Here is a 20,937-nt window from a genome sequence, read left to right on the forward strand (position 1 = left end):
TTGTGAGGAATGTTAGTAGTTGGTATTTAGTAGTCAATTACTAGCTACCATCTATTAACACCAACCTAAATGAGGTCTGTTTTACAACCAGTTACTTATTGTTTTTGAATTCAAGTAAGCAAGATTGGATAAATCTTTATCCATCAAATATAAATAGCCTTGGCCTAATAGGAAATTATTTGTTGGTCGTTGGTCGTTGACTGTTGTTTGGTAAATACGAAAAACAAACAACAAACAACAAACAACTAATAACTAATATGAAAGAGTTTCAAGCTCTTTTTGGGCAAAATGTTGTGGTCAGATCAGATATATAAAGCTCCTGTCAACTCCGGGGAAGTTTTGCTAGGGCGTACTTTACCTTCATTATTGGATGAGGCGTGTTCTCGCTATCCCAACTCTAACGCCTTGAACCAATGGACAGAAACAGGCTGGCAATCTCTATCTCATCAAGAATTTCAAAGTGCGATTGAAGAAGTAGCGCTGGGTCTGTTGGATTTTGATTTAGAAAAGGGCGATCGCATCGCTTTATTGATGCACAACGATGTCAACTTCTGTATAGCTGACATGGGTTCTTTGCTAGCCGGTCTGGTTGATGTGCCAATCGACCTGACTCAGACCCTTGAACACATAATTTTTATTTTGCGGCACGCAGAAGCAAAGGTACTGATTATTTCTAATCTAGACTTGCTTTATCAAGTTGTGCCTTATTTATGGGATACGCCCGAACTAAAGGTAGTGATAATTGCCGATGTTCCTGCTGATTGGCAGCAGATACATTCGCAAATCTTAACCTGTCAATTAAGTAGTTATCGGGAGGACAAGACCCAGGAAAGTTCTATAGAGACGGAATGTCTGTGTATTCCCAAGTTCTTCTCACAAGCTAATTTAGAGCGACCATGCCCAGAATTTCCCCAATGTATTCAAGTGTTTTCGCTCTCAGAAGTTCGTGCTAGAGGACGAACTTTGATTTCTGAAGGCAAGCAACAGCAACTGCGCTCAATAGTGACAGCAAATGACCTAGCCACTATTATTTATATCCCCGGAGCTAAGGGAGAGCCTCTGGGAGTGATGCTGACTCATGAAAATCTTTCTGCCAATGCGCTGGCGATTTTTACAGGCATTCCCAATCTAGAATTCGGTGCTAAGGAGGTAATACTTTCATTTCTGCCACTAACGCATGTTTTTGCTCGTGTTCTGCTGTATGGTCATATCAACTATGGGCATAGCATTTACCTCACCACTCCTAACCGAGTCATCAGGCATCTCAAAGAAGTGCAACCGACGATATTCGCCACGGTGCCACTTTTGCTAGAAAAAATTTACAACAGAATTCTGGAAGAGGGGAGCAAACGGACAAAGCTGACAACAGTCAGGGACATCAAGAATAACGTGCTATCACGTATCCGCGCTTTTGCTGTGCAAACGATACGCAGGACAGAACAACCAAAAACGCAAAGATTTCGTTTATCTTCCTTGCGTTTGGGTGCTCACCTGTCTCCGTTGCAGTGGAAGTTCCCGCCTCTGCGAATCTCTGTGTCTGCGTCTCAATTGCGTGAGATAGCATTTACTCAGCGCATCTACAATTGGGCACTGAACCTTGCCAAACAGTATGAACTAGGCAAGTCACCACAAGGGAGATATGCCCTCATGCTCAAGCTAGCCGATCGCTTGGTGTTCTGGCAATGGCGCGCGGTATTTGGAGGTCGTCTCAAATACTTAATCAGTGGGGGTGCGCCCTTGAAAGCAGAGATAGCTAACCTGTTTGGCGCAGCGGGTATCATAGTTTTGCAAGGTTACGGTTTAACTGAAACGAGTTCAGCATTTGCCTGCACTCGCGGACAATTCAACCGTGCGGGAACGGTGGGTGTGCCAATGGCTGGGGTAGAGGTGGCGATCGCAGACGATGGTGAAATTCTCACCAGAAGTCCTTATATCACTCAAGGCTACTACAAAAACCCTGAAGCTACCCAACAATTGATTGATGCAGACGGCTGGTTGCATACAGGCGACCTCGGGGAAATTACAGACGATGGTTTGCTCAAAATTACTGGTTTGAAGAAAAGCCGCTTCAAACTTTCCACAGGCAAGTACGTCACACCGGAGCCTTTAGAAAGTAAGCTAGAACAATCTCCTTTAGTGGCAAAGGCAGTTGCTGTGGGAGCAGAACGCAAATTCTGTGCCATGCTAATTTTCCCAAATCTGGATAACCTGCGTTCCTATGCTCTTAGCGCTGGCATTGATTTACCAACAGAGGCGTTGCTCAAGCATCCTTGCATTATCGCCATGTATCAGGCATTAGTGGATGAAGCCAATTGTCATTTACCCCAATGGTCAACTGTGAAGCGGTTCCGGCTGATTGATGCCACCCTTACAGTTGAAAATGGCACACTGACGCCGACTCAAGAGGTAAGACGCGCAAAAGTAGCAGAGGTTTTTGCTGAAGAAATTGCTGCCATATATGAAGACACGGGGACGCACAACAGGGGAAACGCGGAGATAGAAAATATAGATCAACAGGATACTTCCTCATTTTCCTGTCCTCCCATACCCCAGCCTTCATGTCCGGCGATCGCCCAATCTCTGAATACGTAATTGTTGATGGTTGTTTGTTGTTTGTTGTTGGGTATTTTTCCAACCAACTACCAACTACCAACAAACAACAATTCTTTATTTGTTGTTGGTTGTTTGTTGTTTGTTGTTTGGTGTTTTTCCAACCAACCACCAACCACCAACAAACAACAATTCTTTTTAAAAAAAGGGAAGGTTTAAGAACTTTGGTGTTTTTCCAACCAACCACCAACCACCAACAAACAACAATTCTTTTTAAAAAAAGGGAAGGTTTAAGAACTATGTATAGACCGTTCCGAACAGCTGCGGTTCTCGGTGCAGGAGTAATGGGAAGCCAAATAGCGGCCCACCTCGCTAATGCAGGGCTGACCGTGCATTTGCTCGACATTCCTGCAAACAGCGCTAATAAAAACGAACTGGTCGAAACAGCATTCAAAAAAGCCTTAAAGCAGTCACCGCCAATATTCTTTACAGAAAAGACTGCCCGTCGTGTGATTCTGGGCAACTTTGACGAGCATTTTCAGCGTATTGCTGATGTTGACTGGGTAATTGAAGCGGTAGTGGAAAATCTGAGAATCAAGCAGCAGTTGATGGCACGTGTAGAAAGCGTTATTCGCGATCGGGCTGTGGTATCTACTAATACTAGTGGCTTGCCCATTCACTTAATTGCTCAAGGACGCTCTGAGTCCTTCTGCAAAAGGTTTTTAGGTACTCACTTTTTCAATCCACCCCGCTATTTGAAGTTGCTGGAAGTTATCCCTACAACAGACACAGCGACAGAAATTATCAAAAGGATGCAGTGGTTCGCAAGGCTACACTTAGGCAAAGGAGTAGTAGTAGCAAAGGACACACCAAACTTTATCGCCAATCGGATCGGCACTTATGCGATCATGCTTGGTTTGCGGGCGTTAACCGAGCATGGATATACGATTGAGGAAATTGACACCCTGACAGGAACGCTTGTGGGACGACCGAAGTCAGCCACATTCCGGACGGCGGATTTAGTGGGACTAGATACGCTGATGTATGTAGCAGAGAATATCTATCCAGCGATTCCCCACGATGAAAACCGTGAAATCTTCCACGTTCCCCCACTACTTCGCAAACTAGTAGAAACTGGGGCATTAGGCGCAAAGACAGGTCAAGGATTTTACAAAAAGCAAGGCAAGGAAATTTTTTCCATCAATCCCGTCACACTGGTTTATGAGCCAGCCAAGCCTTTGCATTTAGGGGATATTGAGGTAATAGAGAAAATACCCGATTTGGGCGATCGCTTGCGAGCTCTTTATCAAGACAAAGGTCGTGCAGGCACTTTCTTCCGGGAATTTATCTTAAACTTGCTGGGGTACAGTGCCCGTCGCATTCCTGAGATTGCCGACAGTCCTATTGAGATTGACCAAGCAATGCGCTGGGGATTTGGTTGGGAACTCGGCCCGTTTGAAATTTGGGATGCCCTTGGGTTTGAGACTGTCTTGGCAGATATGAAAACCGCCAATATTCCGGTGGCGGAGTGGGTGAAGAAAGATGGGGAGATGGGGAGATGGGGAGATGGGAGGAATGAAAGTATTCTCATGTCTCCTTCAACTCCACTAGATGAAATTAACTTGGCTACGTTGAAGGCAGATCCTAAAAATACGCTGTGGCAAAATCCCGAAGCGGCGTTGTTAGATTTAGGAGATGGGGTAGGCTTGTATGAATTTCGCTCCAAAGGTAATACCCTCAGCTTAAAGGTGGTGGATGGCTTAGCAGAAGTGCTAGATATCCTCGAAACTGGCGATTTGCAAGGATTGGTGATAGGTAACAGCGGCGCGAATTTTTCTGCTGGGGCAAATCTGGCGGAAATGGCGATGCTGGCACAGTCAGGAAATATCCAAGCCATAGCCAACCTCATTGTTAAGTTTCAGTCATTAATGCAACGAATTCACTACTTCCCGAAACCAATTGTTGCCGCTATTAATGGGCGTGTGCTGGGAGGCGGTTGTGAATTAGTCATGGCTTGTCCGCAGGTCGTAGCAGCGGCGGAAACTTACATAGGACTGGTAGAACTCGGTGTGGGGTTGATTCCTGGTGCTGGCGGCCTGATGCGGATGGTAACTTGGGCAGCCGATCGAGCAGCAACAGAATCACCCCATCATATCCAACCCTTCCTGCAAAAGGCATTTGAAACCATTGGTATGGCAAAAGTTGCCAATAGTGCCTACGAAGCGCAAGAATTTGGCTACCTCGCACCCACAACCAAAATTGTGATGAATAGCGATCGCCGCTTGTATGTCGCCAAAGAGGAAGTGCTACGTTTAGAACAAGAAGGTTACGCACCACTACCTGAGCGCAACGCGATTATGGTGCTGGGTCGTCCAGCGCGGGCAATGCTAGAACACGCCGCCTACATCATGTATCAGGGAGGTTACATCAGCGAATACGACCGCTTCCTTGCCAGCCGCTTAGCCTATGTCATGACTGGTGGGGAACTAACCGTACCTAGCCTGGTGGATGAAAACTACTTATTGCAATTGGAACGGGAGACCTTCTTACCACTTTTGAGTCAACCAAAAACACAAGAGCGAATTGCTCACATGCTCAAGACGAAAAAGCCACTTAGGAATTAAGAGTGGGGGAGAGGGGGAGAGGGAGAGGGGGGGACAGAGAATTGTTAACTTACCTCCCTACAACCGTGCTTCTTATCCCAGTCAACACTTCAAAACCCACATTTGGTAAATACCTATGAAAGAAGCCTATATTGTCAGCAGCGTTAGGACTGCTGTTGGAAAAGCCCCACGGGGCACACTACGTAATATGCGCCCGGATGATATGGGAGCTGTTGTCACTAAAGCAGCGATCGCACGAGTCAAAGGTCTTGAGCCAGTGCACATAGATGATGTTATCTTTGGTTGTGCGTTTCCGGAAGCAGAACAGGGATTCAATTTGGGACGGGCGATCGCACTGCGAGCGGGATTACCTGATTCTGTCGCAGGTTGCACCGTTAACCGCTTTTGTGCTTCCGGGGTTCAGACTATCGCAATGGCAAACCAGGCGATTATGGCAGGACAAGCAGAAGTCATTGTTGCGGGTGGAGCCGAATCAATGAGTTTGATTCCGATGGGAGGACATTTTTTGGCTCCTAACCCAGAAATGATGGTGGAGACTCCCAACGCCTACACTACGATGGGCATTACAGCGGAAAACGTGATGCAGAGTTACCAAATTTCCCGTGAAGAGCAAGATGTCTTTGCCCTGCGATCGCACCAAAAAGCATTAGCTGCAATTGCCCAAGGTCGGTTTGCCGAAGAAATTATACCCCTAACGGTGCGAGAAACATTATATGAAATTATACCCCTAACGGTGCGAGAAACATTATATATCGATGGCAAACCACAGACGGTAGAAAAAGTTTTCCAGGTAGATGAAGGCCCGCGTCCCGATACTAGCTTAGAAGCTTTAGCTAAGTTGCAGCCTGCGTTTCGCATGGGTGGTACAGTCACGGCGGGTAACTCATCACAAATGTCAGATGGTGCAGCGGCGACGGTGGTGATGAGCGATCGCATGGTCAAGGAACTCGGCGTACAACCTCTGGGACGAATGTTAGGGTACGCTGTGGCTGGTGTACCACCAGAAATTATGGGTATCGGCCCAACAGAAGCAGTACCCAAGGTACTGAAGCAAGTAGGACTGACTTTGGATGATATCGGACTGATTGAACTAAACGAAGCCTTTGCCGCCCAAAGCCTTGCCGTGATTCGCAAACTTGGTCTGAATGAAGAAATTGTGAATGTAAATGGAGGTGCGATCGCCCTTGGGCATCCTTTGGGTTGCACGGGTGCGAAACTCACAGCCACGATCTTTCATGAAATGAAACGACGTGGTGTCCGCTATGGTCTGGTGACGATGTGCGTTGGTGGCGGAATGGGAGCAGCAGCGGTGTTTGAGAATTTGATGGTTTGAAAATACTTGGTGTCTTGGTGCCTTGGTGGTTAAAGATTTTTTAACCACCAAGACACTAAGACACAAAGAGATTCATGCGTTTTGATTTACGCAGTTCGTGACAACTATTTAGTTAGGGTAAAGCTATGATTAACCTCCTCTACCCAGCGATTATTACTCCCACGTTGATATTTCTGTTCCTATTGCTGGGTTACATCGGTGTGCCATTGTGGGCATGGTCGCTTTATTTTGCAACAGTACTGGTAGCAAGCAATGCACCGCTTTGGATTTGGATACTGTTCGGTACGGTAGCTATCGTGTTGAATATACCGTTTTTGCGGAAAACATTAATCACTTCACCACTAATTTACGGTATAAAAAAATTCAATATCTTACCAAAAATTTCTGATACCGAACGGGCAGCGATTGAAGCGGGGACTGTTTGGGTAGATGGCGAGTTCTTTTCTGGTAAACCAAATTTCCAACGCATGAACAGCGAACCTTATCCTCAGGTTACACCAGAACTTCAGGCATTTCTGGATGGCCCAGTAGAGCAAGTTTGTCGCATGGCAAGTGATTGGGAAATTTACCGACGTAAGGATTTACCACCCGAAGTGTGGGATTATCTCAAACAAGAGCGCTTCTTCGGGATGATGATTCCTAAAGAGTATGGTGGTTTGGGCTTTTCCAACTTCGCCTACAGTACCGTGATGACAAAGTTAGCGTCGCGTTCTTTCACCCATATCGCTACTGTTGGCGTCACAAATTCCTTGGGGCCGGCTAAGCTGTTGCTGCGTTATGGTACGCCGGAACAGAAAAATTATTATTTACCACGCCTAGCAAGGGGAGAAGAAATTCCTTGTTTTGCGCTAACCGAACCGAATGCTGGGTCAGATGCGGCAAGTATTACGTCGGAAGGCATAGTGTTTAAGGGTGAAGATGGCAAGCTTTATCTACGTTTGAATTGGAAGAAACGTTATATCACCTTGGGTGCGATCGCCACTCTCCTCGGACTAGCTTTTAGACTGCGCGACCCGGAAAATCACTTAGGCAAAGGAGAAAATGTAGGTATTACATGCGCTCTAATTCATACTGATACACCTGGTGTAGTGTTGAACAAACGCCACGATCCAATGGGCGTACCTTTCTACAATTCCCCCACGGAAGGACATGATGTAGTTGTCTCTATTGACCAGATTATTGGTGGTGTAGAACAGGCTGGCCAGGGTTGGAAAATGCTTATGCAGACCTTGGCGGCAGGTCGAGGTATCAGTTTTCCTGCTAGCTGTACGGGAGTTGGCAAACTAGTAGCAAGAGTTACAGGCGCTCATGCTACGGTGCGGCAGCAATTTGGTTTGCCCATCGGTCGTTTTGAGGGGATTGAGGAACCCCTGGCGCGGATTGGCGGTTTGACTTACTTAATGGAAGCAGCGCGCGTTTATACCTGCGGTGCGGTAGATAAGGGTGAACAGCCTGCGGTAATTTCTGCGATCGCCAAATACAATCTGACAGAACTCTCGCGCAAAATCATCAATGATGGTATGGATATTGTGGGAGGTGCGGGAATTTGTCGAGGGCCGAGAAACCTATTGGCAAATATTTATACAGCTACTCCTATTTCTATTACCGTTGAAGGGGCGAATATCCTCACCCGCACGATGATGATTTTTGGTCAGGGGGCGATTCGCTGTCATCCCTTTGTCTATAAAGAAATTGCCGCCCTTAATCAGTCGGATGTCAGCGCCTTTGATAGTGCTTTTTGGAATCACATCGGCTTGATGGTGCGTAATGGTTTCCGCGCGTTTCTCCTCAATATTTCCCGTGGGTATTTGGCTTTGTCTCCGGTCAAAGGAGCGACAGCTAGATACTACCGCAAACTGGAGTGGGCATCTGCAACTTTTGCCTTTCTTACCGACCTTGCTCTCTTCAGCTTTGGTGGTACGCTGAAGCGACGGGAAAAGTTGACCGGACGGTTTGCTGATATTCTGTCATGGATGTATCTGGGAACTGCTACCCTGCGTCGCTTTGAGGCGGAAGGTTGCTTACCAGAAGATTTGCCCTTTGTTCACTGGGCAATGCAATATGCCTTTGCTCAAATTCAGCAAGGCTTTGAGGGTATTTTCAGTAATATGTCTATGCCAGTACTTGCTTGGTGGTGGCGACTAAATCCGATTGGCATCTTGCCTAGTGACCAACTTGGTAGCGAAGTTGCCCACAGCCTCCAAACTCCAGGACAGTTACGAGACAGACTCACCGCAAATATTTATATTCCTGCTGCTGTGGATGAAGCATTAGGGCGCTTGGAACGTGCTTTCCTTTTATCATCCCAAGTTGAGCCTATTCTCAAATCTATCAAAGCTGCCAGTCGTGTCGGTAAGCTGCCACAGCAAAGACCAGAAAAGCTAGTTGCAGCAGCACTAGAAGCAGGGGTGATTAGTTCCGAAGAGGCTGAAATAATTCGCGAGGCAGAGTCTGTTCGCAATGATGCGATTCAAGTGGATGCGTTTACGTTGGAGGAGTATCAGCTAGAAGGTAAGAGATTTTTTGAACGAACCACAAGGGACAGGAAGGAAGAAATGGGCGATTTTGTAGCGGTAAGGGAGTAAGTCCTTTAGGCGCAGTAGCGTCTTCGCGTAAGGGTGGCGCTACAAACCGATAAAATCAATTCAGACAATCACCTCTTGGTCAGGAGCATCGGTTACAACGGGGATAAAAGCTGAATTTTTCCCTACATTCACAGTAATGCCGCCCTAAAGGATGCCAATGTGCATCTATGCGGAAGTCAAAATTCCTTTTTCCCAGCTTTTGACCTCTTAACTATGGTCGATTTATTTCCGTCATCTTGTACTAGATAGCACACAAAATTCACTGAATAGGACTGAACTCACGAACGGTAATCTTTTGGTCAATAAAGCCAACAGCCGTACACATTCTCCCTGGAAATATGTCATTCAAAGAATTGAAATATAACCAGCGCTTTTCTGGTTGTAATCTAATTTCAACTTGACGCGGATATCCAAATTGATCGTCATAAATGGCATCTACGCCCAACGGGCCATCACACGCACATCCATTGGGCCCGCATTCCTTGCCGCCTGCCTTTGATTCAATTTGGTTGAATAAGTCGGTAATAGTCTGTACGGGTATTGTTGAGCAAGTATTTTTGCGGACAGCAACCACCTTTTCATTCTTAATTTCCACCTCTTGCTGACAATTGAGGTGGAAATAGTTAATACTCAAACGGTAATGCTCTACAGCCTGCGTAACCCACTTTTGCTTTGCTGCTGCTAGTTGATTAGTAGAAGAATTAAATAACAATACGCGATCGCCATACAGTGCAAGACCACTAATTGCGAATAATATTACAATAGCCAGCCATTGCAGGCGCGATTGATTGATCACAGCCATATATTATTAATAAATTTCCAACGGAAGTCACTACATGTCAAAAACCCGGTCACAATGACCGAGCTTTTGATAATGAGCAGTGGGGCTATATTCCCCGAAGGTTAGTTATAAGAAGTTAGTTATAAATCAGTGTTCTGATAAAGACTACCAAGCTTAGGTTATCCATTTCGGAAAAATCAGAACTTTTGTTAGAAAAGCCTAATTCACGTGAATTCACATCTTGCACCAGTTGAACCTGAAGGCAGCAGCCCACCTCCTCGTTACCAGGTTCAACTTGATAACGAGAACGAGAACTATAACCTCTGGTTCTTCCAATCACCAGTCCCTAGTAGTTCGCGCCCGGGAACTTGGCGGGGTAAAGGGAAAGGGGAAAAGAGGAGCCAGCGCGTTGCTTTTCCACGCGTTGTAGCGACTGGCGTGAAAGGTTTTGAATCCCTTTCCCTTTAACCTTTCCCCAGCCCTCACAAGCGCATTTTTGGGTTGGCAGACCACTAGTACCTAGCCAGTTCTATGTCTGATAAGTACTTCTTATTAAATTGATCGGTGTTTTTGTGTCAAGTCCTGTTGACTATTTGTAACAAAATTGTTAACTTTATTTACATAAGGTAACAAAACACAAAAACAAACAAAATTTTTTGATTTCGGTTTTGGTATCTCCCATCGACATTTGGATTCCTCATGGTAGCCTCGGTGTTTTTCACCGGGGTTTTTTGTTGTTGTGGATAGACTCACTTACCAAAAAACCCAGTCATCAGTGGCTGGGCTTTGGTAGGGCTATATTCCCCGAAGGTTAGTTATAGAAGTTACATATAAGTCGCTGTTCTGATAAAGACTACAACCCCGGAGTTGGCAATTTCGGAAAAGTAGAATTTATTTTTTAGCGTAGAGCGATCGCACCTCATCTCTTCAAAAACCGCTGACGCAGACGATTAACAAAAACACTCACTTCTGGTAATTTCATTTGAGTGGCGATCGCACCAAAAACTACCAAACCAATCAAACCAGATATAGCCAACTGCAACAGTTGAGTCAGCAAACCATCTGCACCTAACAATCTTTGACAAACTACAAGAGAACCGTAGCTGACAAAACCTCCTACTACACTAGCAACAGTCAAACCCAAAATCGGTACACTCCATTCTCGCCAGGGTAAACCATTCAGCCTGCGATCGAGTAACCATAAAAGCATCAATGTGGAACTCAAATTCACCCCTACCGTTGCTAACACCAAACCAGGAGCGCCAAAAGATTTGATGAAAATCCAATCTAAGAAGATATTGAGAAAGATGTTAAACAGGCTGATGCGAAAAGGTGTATCACCATCGCCCAAAGCATAAAATACCCGTACCAAGACATCACGCCCCAAGTAAACAAACATCCCCACACCGTAAGCAATCAGCAGAGAAGATACCATATCAGAGGCAGCTTGATTGAATGCTCCGCGCTCGTATACTACACGCACAATCGGATTTGATAGAGCTATCATCAAAGCACCCAAGGGCAGCATGGTAAAAGCGGAAAGGATCAGTCCTTGGCGAATGCGTAATTTTAATTCATGCCAGTCATTGGGATCGGTAAGTCGAGAAAATATCGGTAGCAGGGGAACTAAAACGACGTTGGAAATTACCCCCAAAGGGGTTTGTACTAATAAGTTGGCATAATTTAAGCCAGAGGCAGCAGCGGGAATGAAGGAAGCGAAAATAGAATTTATCTGCCAGTTTATGTAGAGCATCCCAGAGGAAAAAGTCGCTGGGAGCATGATTTTCATTACTTCTCTGACTCCCGGCTGATTAAAATCAAATCGCAGGCGCAATGAACCCATACCAACCCGTGCTTGCGCTACTAACTGCACGAGCCATTGCAGCAACGCACCTGCTAGAGTTCCGAATGCTAATACTGCACCACCATACATGAGATTTTCTGGTGCGTATATTTTATCACCTAATTGCAGCCCCAGAAAAGCCATTGCGATCACAACTGTAATACTTGATAGCAAAGGGCTAATTGAGGGTAGCCAGTACTGATTAGCCACATTGAGCGTGCCAAAACCGATACCAATTAATCCTGCGAGGACAGCCATTGGTGACATGATCTGGAGTTGTTGAGTGGCGATCGCTTTCACCAACTGCCCATCTAGACGTTTTTCTAACCCTGGTGTAGTTAAGTCAATGATATGTCCGGCAAAGATTGCCAAAAAAACGGTAACAACTAGCAGCACACCACCAACAAGGGTGGTCATCGTTTCTACCAACGGGGCTGCTTCTTCTTTCTTGCGTTTGGCTAAAACACTGACGATCGCACTGTAGAAGGGCCCGTTAATCCCACCAAGTAAAATCAGCAGAAATCCAGGAATAATGTAAGCAAAGCTATAGGCATCAGCAACGGCACCAGTACCAAAAGCTGCACCAATAGCGACTTGTCGTGCTAAACCTACAACTTTACTAATAATTGTGGCAACAGCAACAATGCCAGCAATTCCAACTAGAGAACGAGAGACTTTTTGTTCTTCAGTCACAAACAGTACCTGACAACCAAGAAACGGCGCATATCTGAAAACATTTAACCGGAAATCAAGTAGTTTGTCAGGGTAATTTTTATAAAAGGGAGCTTACAGGTTTGCAGAAGGTCACACATCTGTATTTCCTTCAAAATTTACACCAAAGTCAATCCCCAGCACTTCTTCGATTTTGCGAAGCTTTTCTATGGGGAGGGATTGCTTTTCATCTTCGATTCGATACCAGTTCATCTGAGACATTCCGACAGCTTTACAAATAGCCTTGAGTGAGCGCGGATCTGCTTCTCTAGCTGCCTTGATTTTTGCTCCCAAATCAGGAACATCGATTGAGATTGTCTTTGTAACTTTCATCTTCTCTTAAATCATCACGTGAATATTGATGACCTAATCTTAACAGATAACGTGAATAGTTGATAAATCATCACGTGATTAGTTAAAATAATTACATAGAGAAAGCGGTAGCGCCTAGAAAACAAAACCGCTTCTCTAGTCCACACTTTTAACAGTTCATTAAAAGTTAAAGACATTCAAATTATGACATTAACAACGTTTAAATTTCTCATCCTTTGCCAAACTCCTACAAGAGGCTATGTGAGCTTGGCTTACGCTCGTCAAATTCGGTTTCAGAAAGTTCATTTTAATATGTCGTTACAAACAGTTTGCGTCATCATTTGGAGCAACGGTGACAGAGAAACTTTTTTTGACAAAGATGCTCAAGCAATAGCTCAAACACTTGTAAAAATAAGATAAAAAATAGAGGAGGCCTAAGTCTCCTAATATAGTAGGGGCGGGTTTATAAACCCGCCCCTAACAAAAATTACAGGTTGTAGAGACGCGAAATTTCGCGTCTCTACTTTATTAATCAAGCAAAAGCTGGTTTGGCATTAAGCAATACCCACAACCAGGCCAAAACCAAAATCCCTATCAAACCAAACAAGCGCAGCAAAATTTTTTTCATAACAACAGTGTTGTTTGTTGTTTGTTGTTTGTTGTTTGGTGATTGTTCCAAGCAACAACCAACAACCAACCACTAACATACTATTTCCAATCTTTCCCTATTCTAATAGTGAGATCGGATTCTAAATCGCCAGTTGACGATACCTCAATAGTTCCCAAGCCTAGTAATTCTTGTAGTTTTTCTGCTGCTTGGCGGTTGCCTTTTTGGACGATAATCTTAGTTTCGCTGCGCTGATCTGGCCAATCTGACACAGCATAAACTTTTTGAAAGCCTTTCTGTTTGAGAGAGTTAATAACTTTTCCAGTTAGCTGGGGTTGATTAGAAGCATTTTGAATAGCAATTTTTAAGCTAGGTAGGGGACGCCCATCTGGCTTCAGACCACCGATATTCACTCCTGTATAATTATTTAGCAACTCACCTCTTCCAGTCAGATTCAGCCAATAGCTATTGGGATCTGCACTTAAACGGCTGAAAATACCGGGTAGCATGGTCATTTGGAAGTTCTCTCGCTCTAAGTTGAGAGAAAAATTGACCAGTGCCATCATTTCTTCGACTTTCAGGTTAGTGTCAAAGTACTTGCCCATGATATGGACTAACTGCGGCAACCTCGGTAAAACCGTGGGACTAAACAGGCGTTCGCGTAATGCTACTAGCAGTGCTTGTTGCCGTTGCACTCTCTCTAGATCACCCGTGTTAGTTTCGTGGTAACGTACAAATTGTTCTGCTTGTTCACCGTTGAGAGTTTGCCAACCACTAACTAAATTAATCGAAAACTTGCCAGCAGAGTCTTTATATTCCATTGGTTTGGGAACAAACACCTCTACCCCACCCAATCGATCTACCAACTGCCGCAACCCACTAGTAGAGATACGGATGTAGCGATCTATAGGTGCATTACTTAGAGTGCGGCTAATCACCCGCGCTGCCAATACTGGCCCTCCTTTAGCATTGGCATCGGATACCTTAGTCAATCCTTTCGATTCTGGAATTGCAATCATGGTATCCCTGGGGATCGAAAGCACTCGTATTGTTTTGTCTTCAGGGTTCAGCCTTACCAGTAGCATGGTATCGCTATCAGCGGCAAAACTTTCTGGTGAGCCATTCACAGCACCGCGAACTGGTTCGATACCCATCACCAGAATATTCATCGGGCGTGTGAGCTTGTACTCGGAAATATTGTTCCAAATTTCCCCAGGCAATGGTGTTTTTTCTGCTTCGGCTCCCCCCATGCCCAATTCTTCGTCTGTTCTATCTATATCGCTCCATAATGGAGTCCAAAGTGCCAATGTCGATACCAGCAACCCTGACAGTGTGAACCCCACAACTATAGTCAACAGCCAAAACAGCCACCGGGGCATTGCCAAACCCAATCTGTAGTAAAGCTGGCTGGGAATAGAACCCACTGACTCTACCAAGTTAGAGGAAACATTTGCTTGCTGTTGTGCGGCTCCCTCTTCAGTTGACTGTTGTACTCTTTGAGATTTACCCTGATTTTTGATCTGTACTACTTGTTTAACCACAATTATCTCCCCACTCAACCACTCCCTAAACCTAATGTTAATGCAAGCAACAAATCTTGCCAGTGAAGGACATCACAGTACACTTAGTAGTGTCCTTGAGTAAGTTTTTATGACAACATGACTAGACCATTGTTCCCCGTAATTCTTGCCGGTGGTAAAGGTGAGCGTTTTTGGCCCTTGAGTCGCCGAAACCGACCCAAGCAGTTTTTAAATTTAGATGGCAGTTCTAGAAGTCTGTTACAAGCAACCGCTGACCGACTGCTACCATTTGCAGGCAGTTGGGAGAACTTGTGGGTAATTACTTCTAGTCAGATAGCTCAAGGAGTTAAAGACCAACTGCCCGAACTGCCAACTAACAACTTACTGGTCGAGTCTCAGGGAAGGGATACTGCCGCCGCAGTTGCTTGGACAAGTTTGGAAATTAAACAGCGTTATGGAGATGACGCTGTTGTTGGCTTTTTCCCTGCTGACCACTGGATTGCCGACCAGGATGCTTTTGCACGCACATTATATGCAGCAACTGAGCTAGCGGCGAACACAGCAGCGATTGTCACACTGGGGATCAAGCCCACCTTTCCATCAACTGGCTACGGTTACATAGAACAAGGCGAAAGGATTGGTTGCTTTAATGACTTGCCAGCTTATCACGTTAACCGCTTTACTGAAAAGCCTGACCGTCAAACGGCAGAAAATTTCCTTGCTACGGGGCGTTTTAGCTGGAATAGTGGGATGTTTATTTTTCGGGCGGGTGTTGTTCTTAAGGAACTGCATATCCACGCTCCAGAAATCATTGAACCGTTAGAAAAGCACGGCCCTGATATCTATCCCCAGATACCTAAGAAGAGTATAGACTATGCTCTCATGGAAAAAACGAATTTGACACATGTCTTACCAGTTGAGTTCGGTTGGGATGATTTGGGTGATTGGAATGCGATCGAGCGCCTACTGAAAAAAGAAGATGCACCAAATGTGGAACTAGCTAATCATGTAGGATTGGATACACAAGGGGCAATTGTCTATGCCAGCAATACTGATGATGTAATTGTTACCATTGGTCTGGATGATGTAGTTATTGTTCGCGATCGCAATGTCACCCTGGTTGTTAAAAAAGACCGTACTCAAGAAATCAAGCAGATCCTCAAAACTTTAGAAAGCGATCCCCGATTCACGGAACTGCTGTAAATGATTGTTGGTTGTTGGTTGTTGGTTGTTGTTTGTTGTACCCTACTCTACGAGAAACTGGGTTACACCCGTCTACGGGAAGCTGAGAAAGGGCGTTTATGGAAAAACCACCAGCTGACAACCAATAATCAACTACCAACCGTCAACAACCAACAACCAACCAATAACTACCAACTAATGACAGAGGCTGAAAAGGCAGAATTTCCGATATATGTAGACTGTTGGGTGCTTGTTTTTTAGTTATGGAAAGCATCAATTTTCAGCCTCTCGCTAAAACAATGGCAATTAACTCTATTATTGCCTATCAAAATTATATTTCTCCCCACAAAGGATTTTCTTGCCCCCATCGTTTATTGCACGGTGGGGATTCCTGCTCTGATTACATCAAACGAAGCTTGACCGAACAAAGTTTGACAGAAGCCGTAAAATCATCTTTACAAAGATTTAAAGATTGCGCTAGTGCTAGCAAAATTCTCACAACTACCACTACTGCAAACAACTTCCGGTGTATTATCATCCCCTGTTGCATACCTCTTTAATGGGTCGTAAACAAACGTAACTACCAGGGTTGGTAATTGCTAATTGCTAATAGTTTTTCTCCATTCCCCATTCCCCCTTTCCCCTTTCCCCATTACATGGCGGTTTATCAAAACTATGTTCCTCACTCAAACTGTTCCCCGTCAAAGAGAAATCATCGAAGTCTTATTCCGCAATGGCTGGGATTACATGCGAAGATTGCTCACAGGCGGTAAAGCCGATGAGCCTCAGCTACCCACACCAGCAGTTTTAAAAAATATCTTGGTAGATTTGGGGCCTGTCTATGTCAAACTAGGCCAGCTACTTTCTACTCGTCCAGACCTACTTAGTGCAGCTTACATTGAGGAACTATCAACCCTGCAAGATGAAGTACCGCCAGTTGCCTGGGCAGAAGTAGAAGTACTCATCCGCAAACAACTAAAACAATCTCTAGAAGAAACCTTTACCACAATTAATCCTGTGCCAGTGGCAGCTGGCTCGATCGCTCAAACACACCGAGCTACACTCAAAAATGGTCGGGAAGTCGCGCTGAAAGTGCAACGTCCAGGAATTGATATTGTCGTTAACCAGGATATTGCCTTAATTCAGGGTATTGCCGATCTAGTAGCACGTACCGAATTTGGGCAAACCTACGAAATCAAATCCATTGCTGAAGAATTTACCAAAGCACTCGAAGCAGAATTAGATTTTACCCGCGAAGCAGATTATACCGACCAGTTGCGACGCAATTTATCTGAGAGTCGCTGGTTCGATCCCAATCAAATAGTAGTTGCAGAAATTTACTGGGACTTAACCACACCCAAATTAATGGTGATGGAGTGGCTAGACGGTGTACCACTGCTGTCGGCAAGTCTGAGCAGCGAAAACGGTAAAAATCCTGCCGCAGAGCGAAAAAGAGTTACTACTTTACTATTTCGCGCCTTCTTTCAACAACTATATGTAGATGGGTTCTTTCACGCCGATCCCCATCCAGGGAATATTTTTTATCTCAAAGATGGTCGCATTGCCCTGATCGATTGTGGGATGATGGGACGCCTCGATCCCCGCACACAGCAGATTTTGACAGAAATGTTGTTGGCAATAGTCGATTTAGACGCTCAGCGTTGCGCGCAGTTAACTTTGCAGCTTGCAGATTCTACTCAACCAGTGATTTTGGCTCGTCTCGAAAATGATTATGACCGAATGCTGCGGAAGTATTACAACTTGAGCTTGTCGCAAATGAATTTCAGTCAGATCATTTATGAGCTACTGCAAGTTGCCCGTAACAATAAAATTCGCTTGCCCAGCAATATGGGTTTATATGCGAAAACCCTGGCTAATTTAGAGGGAGTGGCACGCTCATTTAACCCAGAACTTAACTTTATAGATGAAATTCAGCCATTGCTGACAGACTTGTTCCGTCGCCAACTGTTTGGGGAAACTCCGGTGCGATCGCTCTTGAGAACAGCACTGGATCTCAAAAGTCTCTCTTTACAATCTCCCCGGCAAATTGAATTGCTGTTAGATCGAGTGACCTCGGAAACACTCCAGTGGAATTTAACCGTACGCGGTCTAGATAGCTTGCGCCGAACCACAGATGAAGCTGCCAATCGGCTGTCTTTTAGCATTCTAGTAGGTTCACTAATTATGGGTGCAGCAATTCTTTCTAGTAATCCCCGAACAGCAGAACTATCTTTTTTAAGTAATGTATTATTTGCTACCGCTAGTTTGTTAGGTTTATGGTTGATTATCAGTATTTTGCGATCGGGTAATTTACGTTAATTATTAGTTTGTTGTTTGTTGTTTGTTGTTTGTTGGTTGGAACGATCAACTACCAACAATCAACTACCAACCACCAACCACCAACCACCAACCACCAACCACCAACTATTAACAAATTATGCCGATAATCGAGGCTCAAAACTTGAGCAAAGTTTATCCTGTTGCTGTTAAAGAACCAGGCATTGTTGGGACAATCACCCACTTTTTTCGCCGCACCTACCGCGAAATCAAAGCTGTTCAAGATGTTTCTTTTGAAATTGCAGCTGGGGAGGTGGTGGGATTTTTAGGGCCGAATGGTGCTGGTAAAACTACTACACTGAAAATGCTTACGGGACTAATTCATCCCTCTAGCGGTAAAGTCACAGTCGCAGGACACGTCCCCTATCGTCGCCAAGAAGCATTTTTGCAAAAAATCACCCTGGTGATGGGACAAAAGCAGCAATTGCTTTGGGACTTACCAGCTATGGATTCTTTAAGGATCAACGCTGCTGTTTACAATATTAGCGATCGCGAATTTCGCAAGCGAGTAGGTGAATTAACCGAGATGCTCTCTCTAGAAGGCAAGCTGAATCAACCAGTACGCAAATTGTCTTTAGGTGAGCGTATGAAAGCAGAAATTTTGGCAGCACTTTTACACCATCCCCAAGTGCTGTTTCTAGATGAACCAACCCTAGGACTAGATGTTAATGCTCAGGTAGGGGTACGCGATTTCTTACGCGAATATAATCGGCGTTATCAAGCCACAGTGCTGTTAACTAGCCATTACATGGCAGACATTACCGCATTATGTCAACGAGTGCTGTTAATTCACCAAGGTAAGTTGATGTATGATGGCAGCCTAGATGAACTGCTGGAAAAGTTTGCGCCTTATCGAGAGGTTCATGTGGAGTTAATGCAACCTCTATCAAAACAAAGACTCATGTTCTATGGTGATGTACAAAATTTAGACGGACGGATGGTGTGCTTTATGGTGCAGCAAGAAGAACTGACACGCACCGTCTCGCGGATTTTAGCAGATTTAGATGTGATTGATTTAACGGTGACTGAACCACCAGTGGAAGAAGTGATTGGGCGAGTGTTTCAAGCGGGAGTGGTTAGTAGTTAGGGTTTGTTGTTTGTTCGTGGTTATTTGTTGTTTGGATTTTACTAGTAGTTTCCAACCAACCAACAACCAACAACCAACAACCAACAACCAACAAATTTATGAAAAGAATTATCAGAACAATATTAACTTTTCTGTCTGTGTACTATGCCTATATGGTGGAGTATCGGGCAGAACTAATCTTATGGGTTTTAGCCGGTTCCTTACCAATTATCATGATGGGAGTTTGGATACAAGCAGCCCAAAGAGGACAGTTCGGTTTAACACCCGTAGATTTTGCCCGTTACTTTCTAGCGGTTTTTATCGTCAGACAATTCACAGTTGTTTGGGTAATTTGGGAGGTTGAAAAAGAGGTAGTAGAAGGTAAACTTTCTAACCGATTGTTGCAACCAATCGATCCAGTATGGCATCACGTCGCAGCTCATTTAGGTGAAAGAGCTGCTCGTATGCCTTTTTCACTCCTATTAGTAGGATTATTTTTTATACTCTATCCTCAAGCTATTTGGATACCAAGTTTAGGAAACATTTTACTGTTTGCCTTGGTAGTGACACTGGCTTTTATTTTACGCTTTGCTATTCAACACACTTTTTCTATATTTTCCTTTTGGACAGAAAGGGCAAACGCTATAGAAAATTTCTGGTTTCTGTTTTATCTGTTTTTATCCGGTATGATAGCTCCTCTAGATGTTTTTCCTGAACCTATACGGACGGTGGTGCTTTTCACTCCTTTCCCCTATCTAATTGATTTTCCTGCCAGTATTCTGGTGGGAATACCTGTAGATCTGACGCGGGGGTTTTTAGCAATGTTGGGTTGGATTCTGTTGTTTTTGGGTTTGAATCGTTGGCTGTGGCGGCGAGGTTTGAGGCGGTATTCAGGAATGGGAGCGTAATTTTGGAAGTTATCCAAATAACAACCATTTGCTCAAAATAATTTAATAGCTTGAGGTAATGATTAGTAGATTATTTATAGTTGAATCAAAACAGAAATAAATTTCTCATAGGAATCCTTAATCATCTACTGCAAATAATTGCATCCTATCTAAGATATTTAGTAATAAGTATTTTTTTTTATTTTTTATTTTCAATTTTTAATCGCTTATTAATTCAAATCACTGAGCGATCGCTTTTTATTCCTAAGTCCTAAGTAAACTTGTAGGTTACGGCAAAAATAAACATACCGTTTGAGAAGGCCGAAAAGCCTATGTTATAAACTTTGTTACTTTGATTGCTTTCTGCCACCCCATGCCCTATAACGGGAAAAAATACCAAGACTGCACTGGCTCCTCAGTATACTTGCCTTCTGGTACTAGGCGTCTCAACATTACTAGTACAGCACGGCGTAAATAAACTTACTATACAAAATGGCGCAAAAGCCCGGAATACAATATCTTTTGACTTTTGACTTTTGATTTCCAAGGCAGTGATACTAGGGATTGCGCTTTTTGCCTTCTCAATGGCGACCAAAATT

The 20,937-nt window shown here is 44.3% G+C and carries 16 protein-coding genes; 11 read left to right on the forward strand and 5 right to left on the reverse strand.

Annotated features, from left to right (window positions below; translation table 11 throughout):
• Positions 1-288: 288 nt before the first annotated feature.
• The 4 genes from FIS9605_RS0124230 to FIS9605_RS38000 all read left to right on the forward strand — a co-directional run bounded on the left by FIS9605_RS0124230 (position 289) and on the right by FIS9605_RS38000 (position 9,092).
• Positions 289-2,592 carry an AMP-dependent synthetase/ligase gene (locus FIS9605_RS0124230; protein ID WP_026734906.1) on the forward strand — a complete coding sequence of 768 codons (2,304 nt, stop codon included), beginning with the start codon at positions 289-291 and terminating at the stop codon, positions 2,590-2,592.
• Between the two features lie 257 nt (positions 2,593-2,849).
• Positions 2,850-5,174 (forward strand): 3-hydroxyacyl-CoA dehydrogenase/enoyl-CoA hydratase family protein, encoded by a 2,325-nt coding sequence (locus FIS9605_RS0124235; RefSeq protein WP_026734907.1) that lies wholly within the window; start codon positions 2,850-2,852, stop codon positions 5,172-5,174.
• Between the two features lie 115 nt (positions 5,175-5,289).
• A complete protein-coding gene (locus tag FIS9605_RS0124240) occupies positions 5,290-6,507 on the forward strand; it encodes a thiolase family protein (protein WP_026734908.1) in 1,218 nt (405 codons plus the stop codon).
• Between the two features lie 125 nt (positions 6,508-6,632).
• The gene (locus tag FIS9605_RS38000; protein WP_082209848.1) at positions 6,633-9,092 is read left to right on the forward strand and encodes an acyl-CoA dehydrogenase; all 2,460 of its coding nucleotides are present in this window, start codon (positions 6,633-6,635) and stop codon (positions 9,090-9,092) included.
• Positions 9,093-9,351: 259 nt separating this feature from the next.
• Here FIS9605_RS38000 and FIS9605_RS0124250 read toward each other — a convergent pair whose 3' ends face one another.
• From FIS9605_RS0124250 to FIS9605_RS0124260, 3 genes are all read right to left on the reverse strand, one after another.
• The gene (locus tag FIS9605_RS0124250) at positions 9,352-9,894 is read right to left on the reverse strand and encodes a DUF6174 domain-containing protein (protein WP_026734909.1); all 543 of its coding nucleotides are present in this window, start codon (positions 9,892-9,894) and stop codon (positions 9,352-9,354) included.
• 898 nt (positions 9,895-10,792) lie between these two features.
• Entirely contained in the window at positions 10,793-12,409 is a 1,617-nt protein-coding gene (gene murJ / locus FIS9605_RS0124255; protein WP_026734910.1) for a murein biosynthesis integral membrane protein MurJ, read from the reverse strand.
• A 111-nt stretch (positions 12,410-12,520) separates the two neighbouring features.
• Positions 12,521-12,760 carry a helix-turn-helix domain-containing protein gene (locus tag FIS9605_RS0124260; protein ID WP_026734911.1) on the reverse strand — a complete coding sequence of 80 codons (240 nt, stop codon included), beginning with the start codon at positions 12,758-12,760 and terminating at the stop codon, positions 12,521-12,523.
• A gap of 183 nt (positions 12,761-12,943) precedes the next feature.
• Between FIS9605_RS0124260 and FIS9605_RS41200 the strand changes: the two genes are divergently transcribed.
• The gene (locus tag FIS9605_RS41200) at positions 12,944-13,159 is read left to right on the forward strand and encodes a hypothetical protein (protein ID WP_072032417.1); all 216 of its coding nucleotides are present in this window, start codon (positions 12,944-12,946) and stop codon (positions 13,157-13,159) included.
• Between the two features lie 134 nt (positions 13,160-13,293).
• Here the strand turns inward: FIS9605_RS41200 and FIS9605_RS44320 are convergent, their stop codons facing one another.
• Both FIS9605_RS44320 and FIS9605_RS0124270 read right to left on the reverse strand, forming a co-directional pair.
• Positions 13,294-13,446, reverse strand: a complete 153-nt coding sequence (locus FIS9605_RS44320; protein WP_197036127.1) for a hypothetical protein — start codon at positions 13,444-13,446, stop codon at positions 13,294-13,296.
• A gap of 1 nt (position 13,447) precedes the next feature.
• Entirely contained in the window at positions 13,448-14,887 is a 1,440-nt protein-coding gene (locus FIS9605_RS0124270; protein ID WP_026734912.1) for an LCP family protein, read from the reverse strand.
• A gap of 117 nt (positions 14,888-15,004) precedes the next feature.
• Between FIS9605_RS0124270 and FIS9605_RS0124275 the strand changes: the two genes are divergently transcribed.
• The 6 genes from FIS9605_RS0124275 (at position 15,005) to FIS9605_RS0124300 (ending at position 20,359) form a co-directional block, all read left to right on the forward strand.
• Entirely contained in the window at positions 15,005-16,069 is a 1,065-nt protein-coding gene (locus FIS9605_RS0124275; RefSeq protein ID WP_026734913.1) for a mannose-1-phosphate guanylyltransferase, read from the forward strand.
• Entirely contained in the window at positions 16,070-16,309 is a 240-nt protein-coding gene (locus FIS9605_RS0124280) for a hypothetical protein (protein WP_026734914.1), read from the forward strand.
• Between the two features lie 38 nt (positions 16,310-16,347).
• Positions 16,348-16,608, forward strand: a complete 261-nt coding sequence (yidD, locus tag FIS9605_RS0124285; protein WP_231510446.1) for a membrane protein insertion efficiency factor YidD — start codon at positions 16,348-16,350, stop codon at positions 16,606-16,608.
• A gap of 115 nt (positions 16,609-16,723) precedes the next feature.
• Positions 16,724-18,367, forward strand: a complete 1,644-nt coding sequence (locus FIS9605_RS0124290) for an ABC1 kinase family protein (protein ID WP_026734916.1) — start codon at positions 16,724-16,726, stop codon at positions 18,365-18,367.
• A 118-nt stretch (positions 18,368-18,485) separates the two neighbouring features.
• Entirely contained in the window at positions 18,486-19,472 is a 987-nt protein-coding gene (locus tag FIS9605_RS0124295; RefSeq protein ID WP_026734917.1) for an ABC transporter ATP-binding protein, read from the forward strand.
• Between the two features lie 98 nt (positions 19,473-19,570).
• A complete protein-coding gene (locus FIS9605_RS0124300) occupies positions 19,571-20,359 on the forward strand; it encodes an ABC transporter permease (protein ID WP_026734918.1) in 789 nt (262 codons plus the stop codon).
• Positions 20,360-20,937: the final 578 nt, after the last annotated feature.

Source organism: Fischerella sp. PCC 9605 (assembly GCF_000517105.1).
In the GTDB taxonomy this organism is placed as follows: domain Bacteria; phylum Cyanobacteriota; class Cyanobacteriia; order Cyanobacteriales; family Nostocaceae; genus PCC9605.

Coding starts and splice junctions, on each gene's coding strand:
- FIS9605_RS0124230 (WP_026734906.1), top strand. CDS start 289: ATGTTGTGGTCAGATCAGATATATAAAGCTCCTGTCAACTCCGGGGAA.
- FIS9605_RS0124235 (WP_026734907.1), top strand. CDS start 2,850: ATGTATAGACCGTTCCGAACAGCTGCGGTTCTCGGTGCAGGAGTAATG.
- FIS9605_RS0124240 (WP_026734908.1), top strand. CDS start 5,290: ATGAAAGAAGCCTATATTGTCAGCAGCGTTAGGACTGCTGTTGGAAAA.
- FIS9605_RS38000 (WP_082209848.1), top strand. CDS start 6,633: ATGATTAACCTCCTCTACCCAGCGATTATTACTCCCACGTTGATATTT.
- FIS9605_RS0124250 (WP_026734909.1), bottom strand. CDS start 9,894: ATGGCTGTGATCAATCAATCGCGCCTGCAATGGCTGGCTATTGTAATA.
- FIS9605_RS0124260 (WP_026734911.1), bottom strand. CDS start 12,760: ATGAAAGTTACAAAGACAATCTCAATCGATGTTCCTGATTTGGGAGCA.
- FIS9605_RS41200 (WP_072032417.1), top strand. CDS start 12,944: ATGACATTAACAACGTTTAAATTTCTCATCCTTTGCCAAACTCCTACA.
- FIS9605_RS44320 (WP_197036127.1), bottom strand. CDS start 13,446: ATGTTAGTGGTTGGTTGTTGGTTGTTGCTTGGAACAATCACCAAACAA.
- FIS9605_RS0124275 (WP_026734913.1), top strand. CDS start 15,005: ATGACTAGACCATTGTTCCCCGTAATTCTTGCCGGTGGTAAAGGTGAG.
- FIS9605_RS0124280 (WP_026734914.1), top strand. CDS start 16,070: ATGATTGTTGGTTGTTGGTTGTTGGTTGTTGTTTGTTGTACCCTACTC.
- yidD (WP_231510446.1), top strand. CDS start 16,348: ATGGCAATTAACTCTATTATTGCCTATCAAAATTATATTTCTCCCCAC.
- FIS9605_RS0124290 (WP_026734916.1), top strand. CDS start 16,724: ATGTTCCTCACTCAAACTGTTCCCCGTCAAAGAGAAATCATCGAAGTC.
- FIS9605_RS0124295 (WP_026734917.1), top strand. CDS start 18,486: ATGCCGATAATCGAGGCTCAAAACTTGAGCAAAGTTTATCCTGTTGCT.
- FIS9605_RS0124300 (WP_026734918.1), top strand. CDS start 19,571: ATGAAAAGAATTATCAGAACAATATTAACTTTTCTGTCTGTGTACTAT.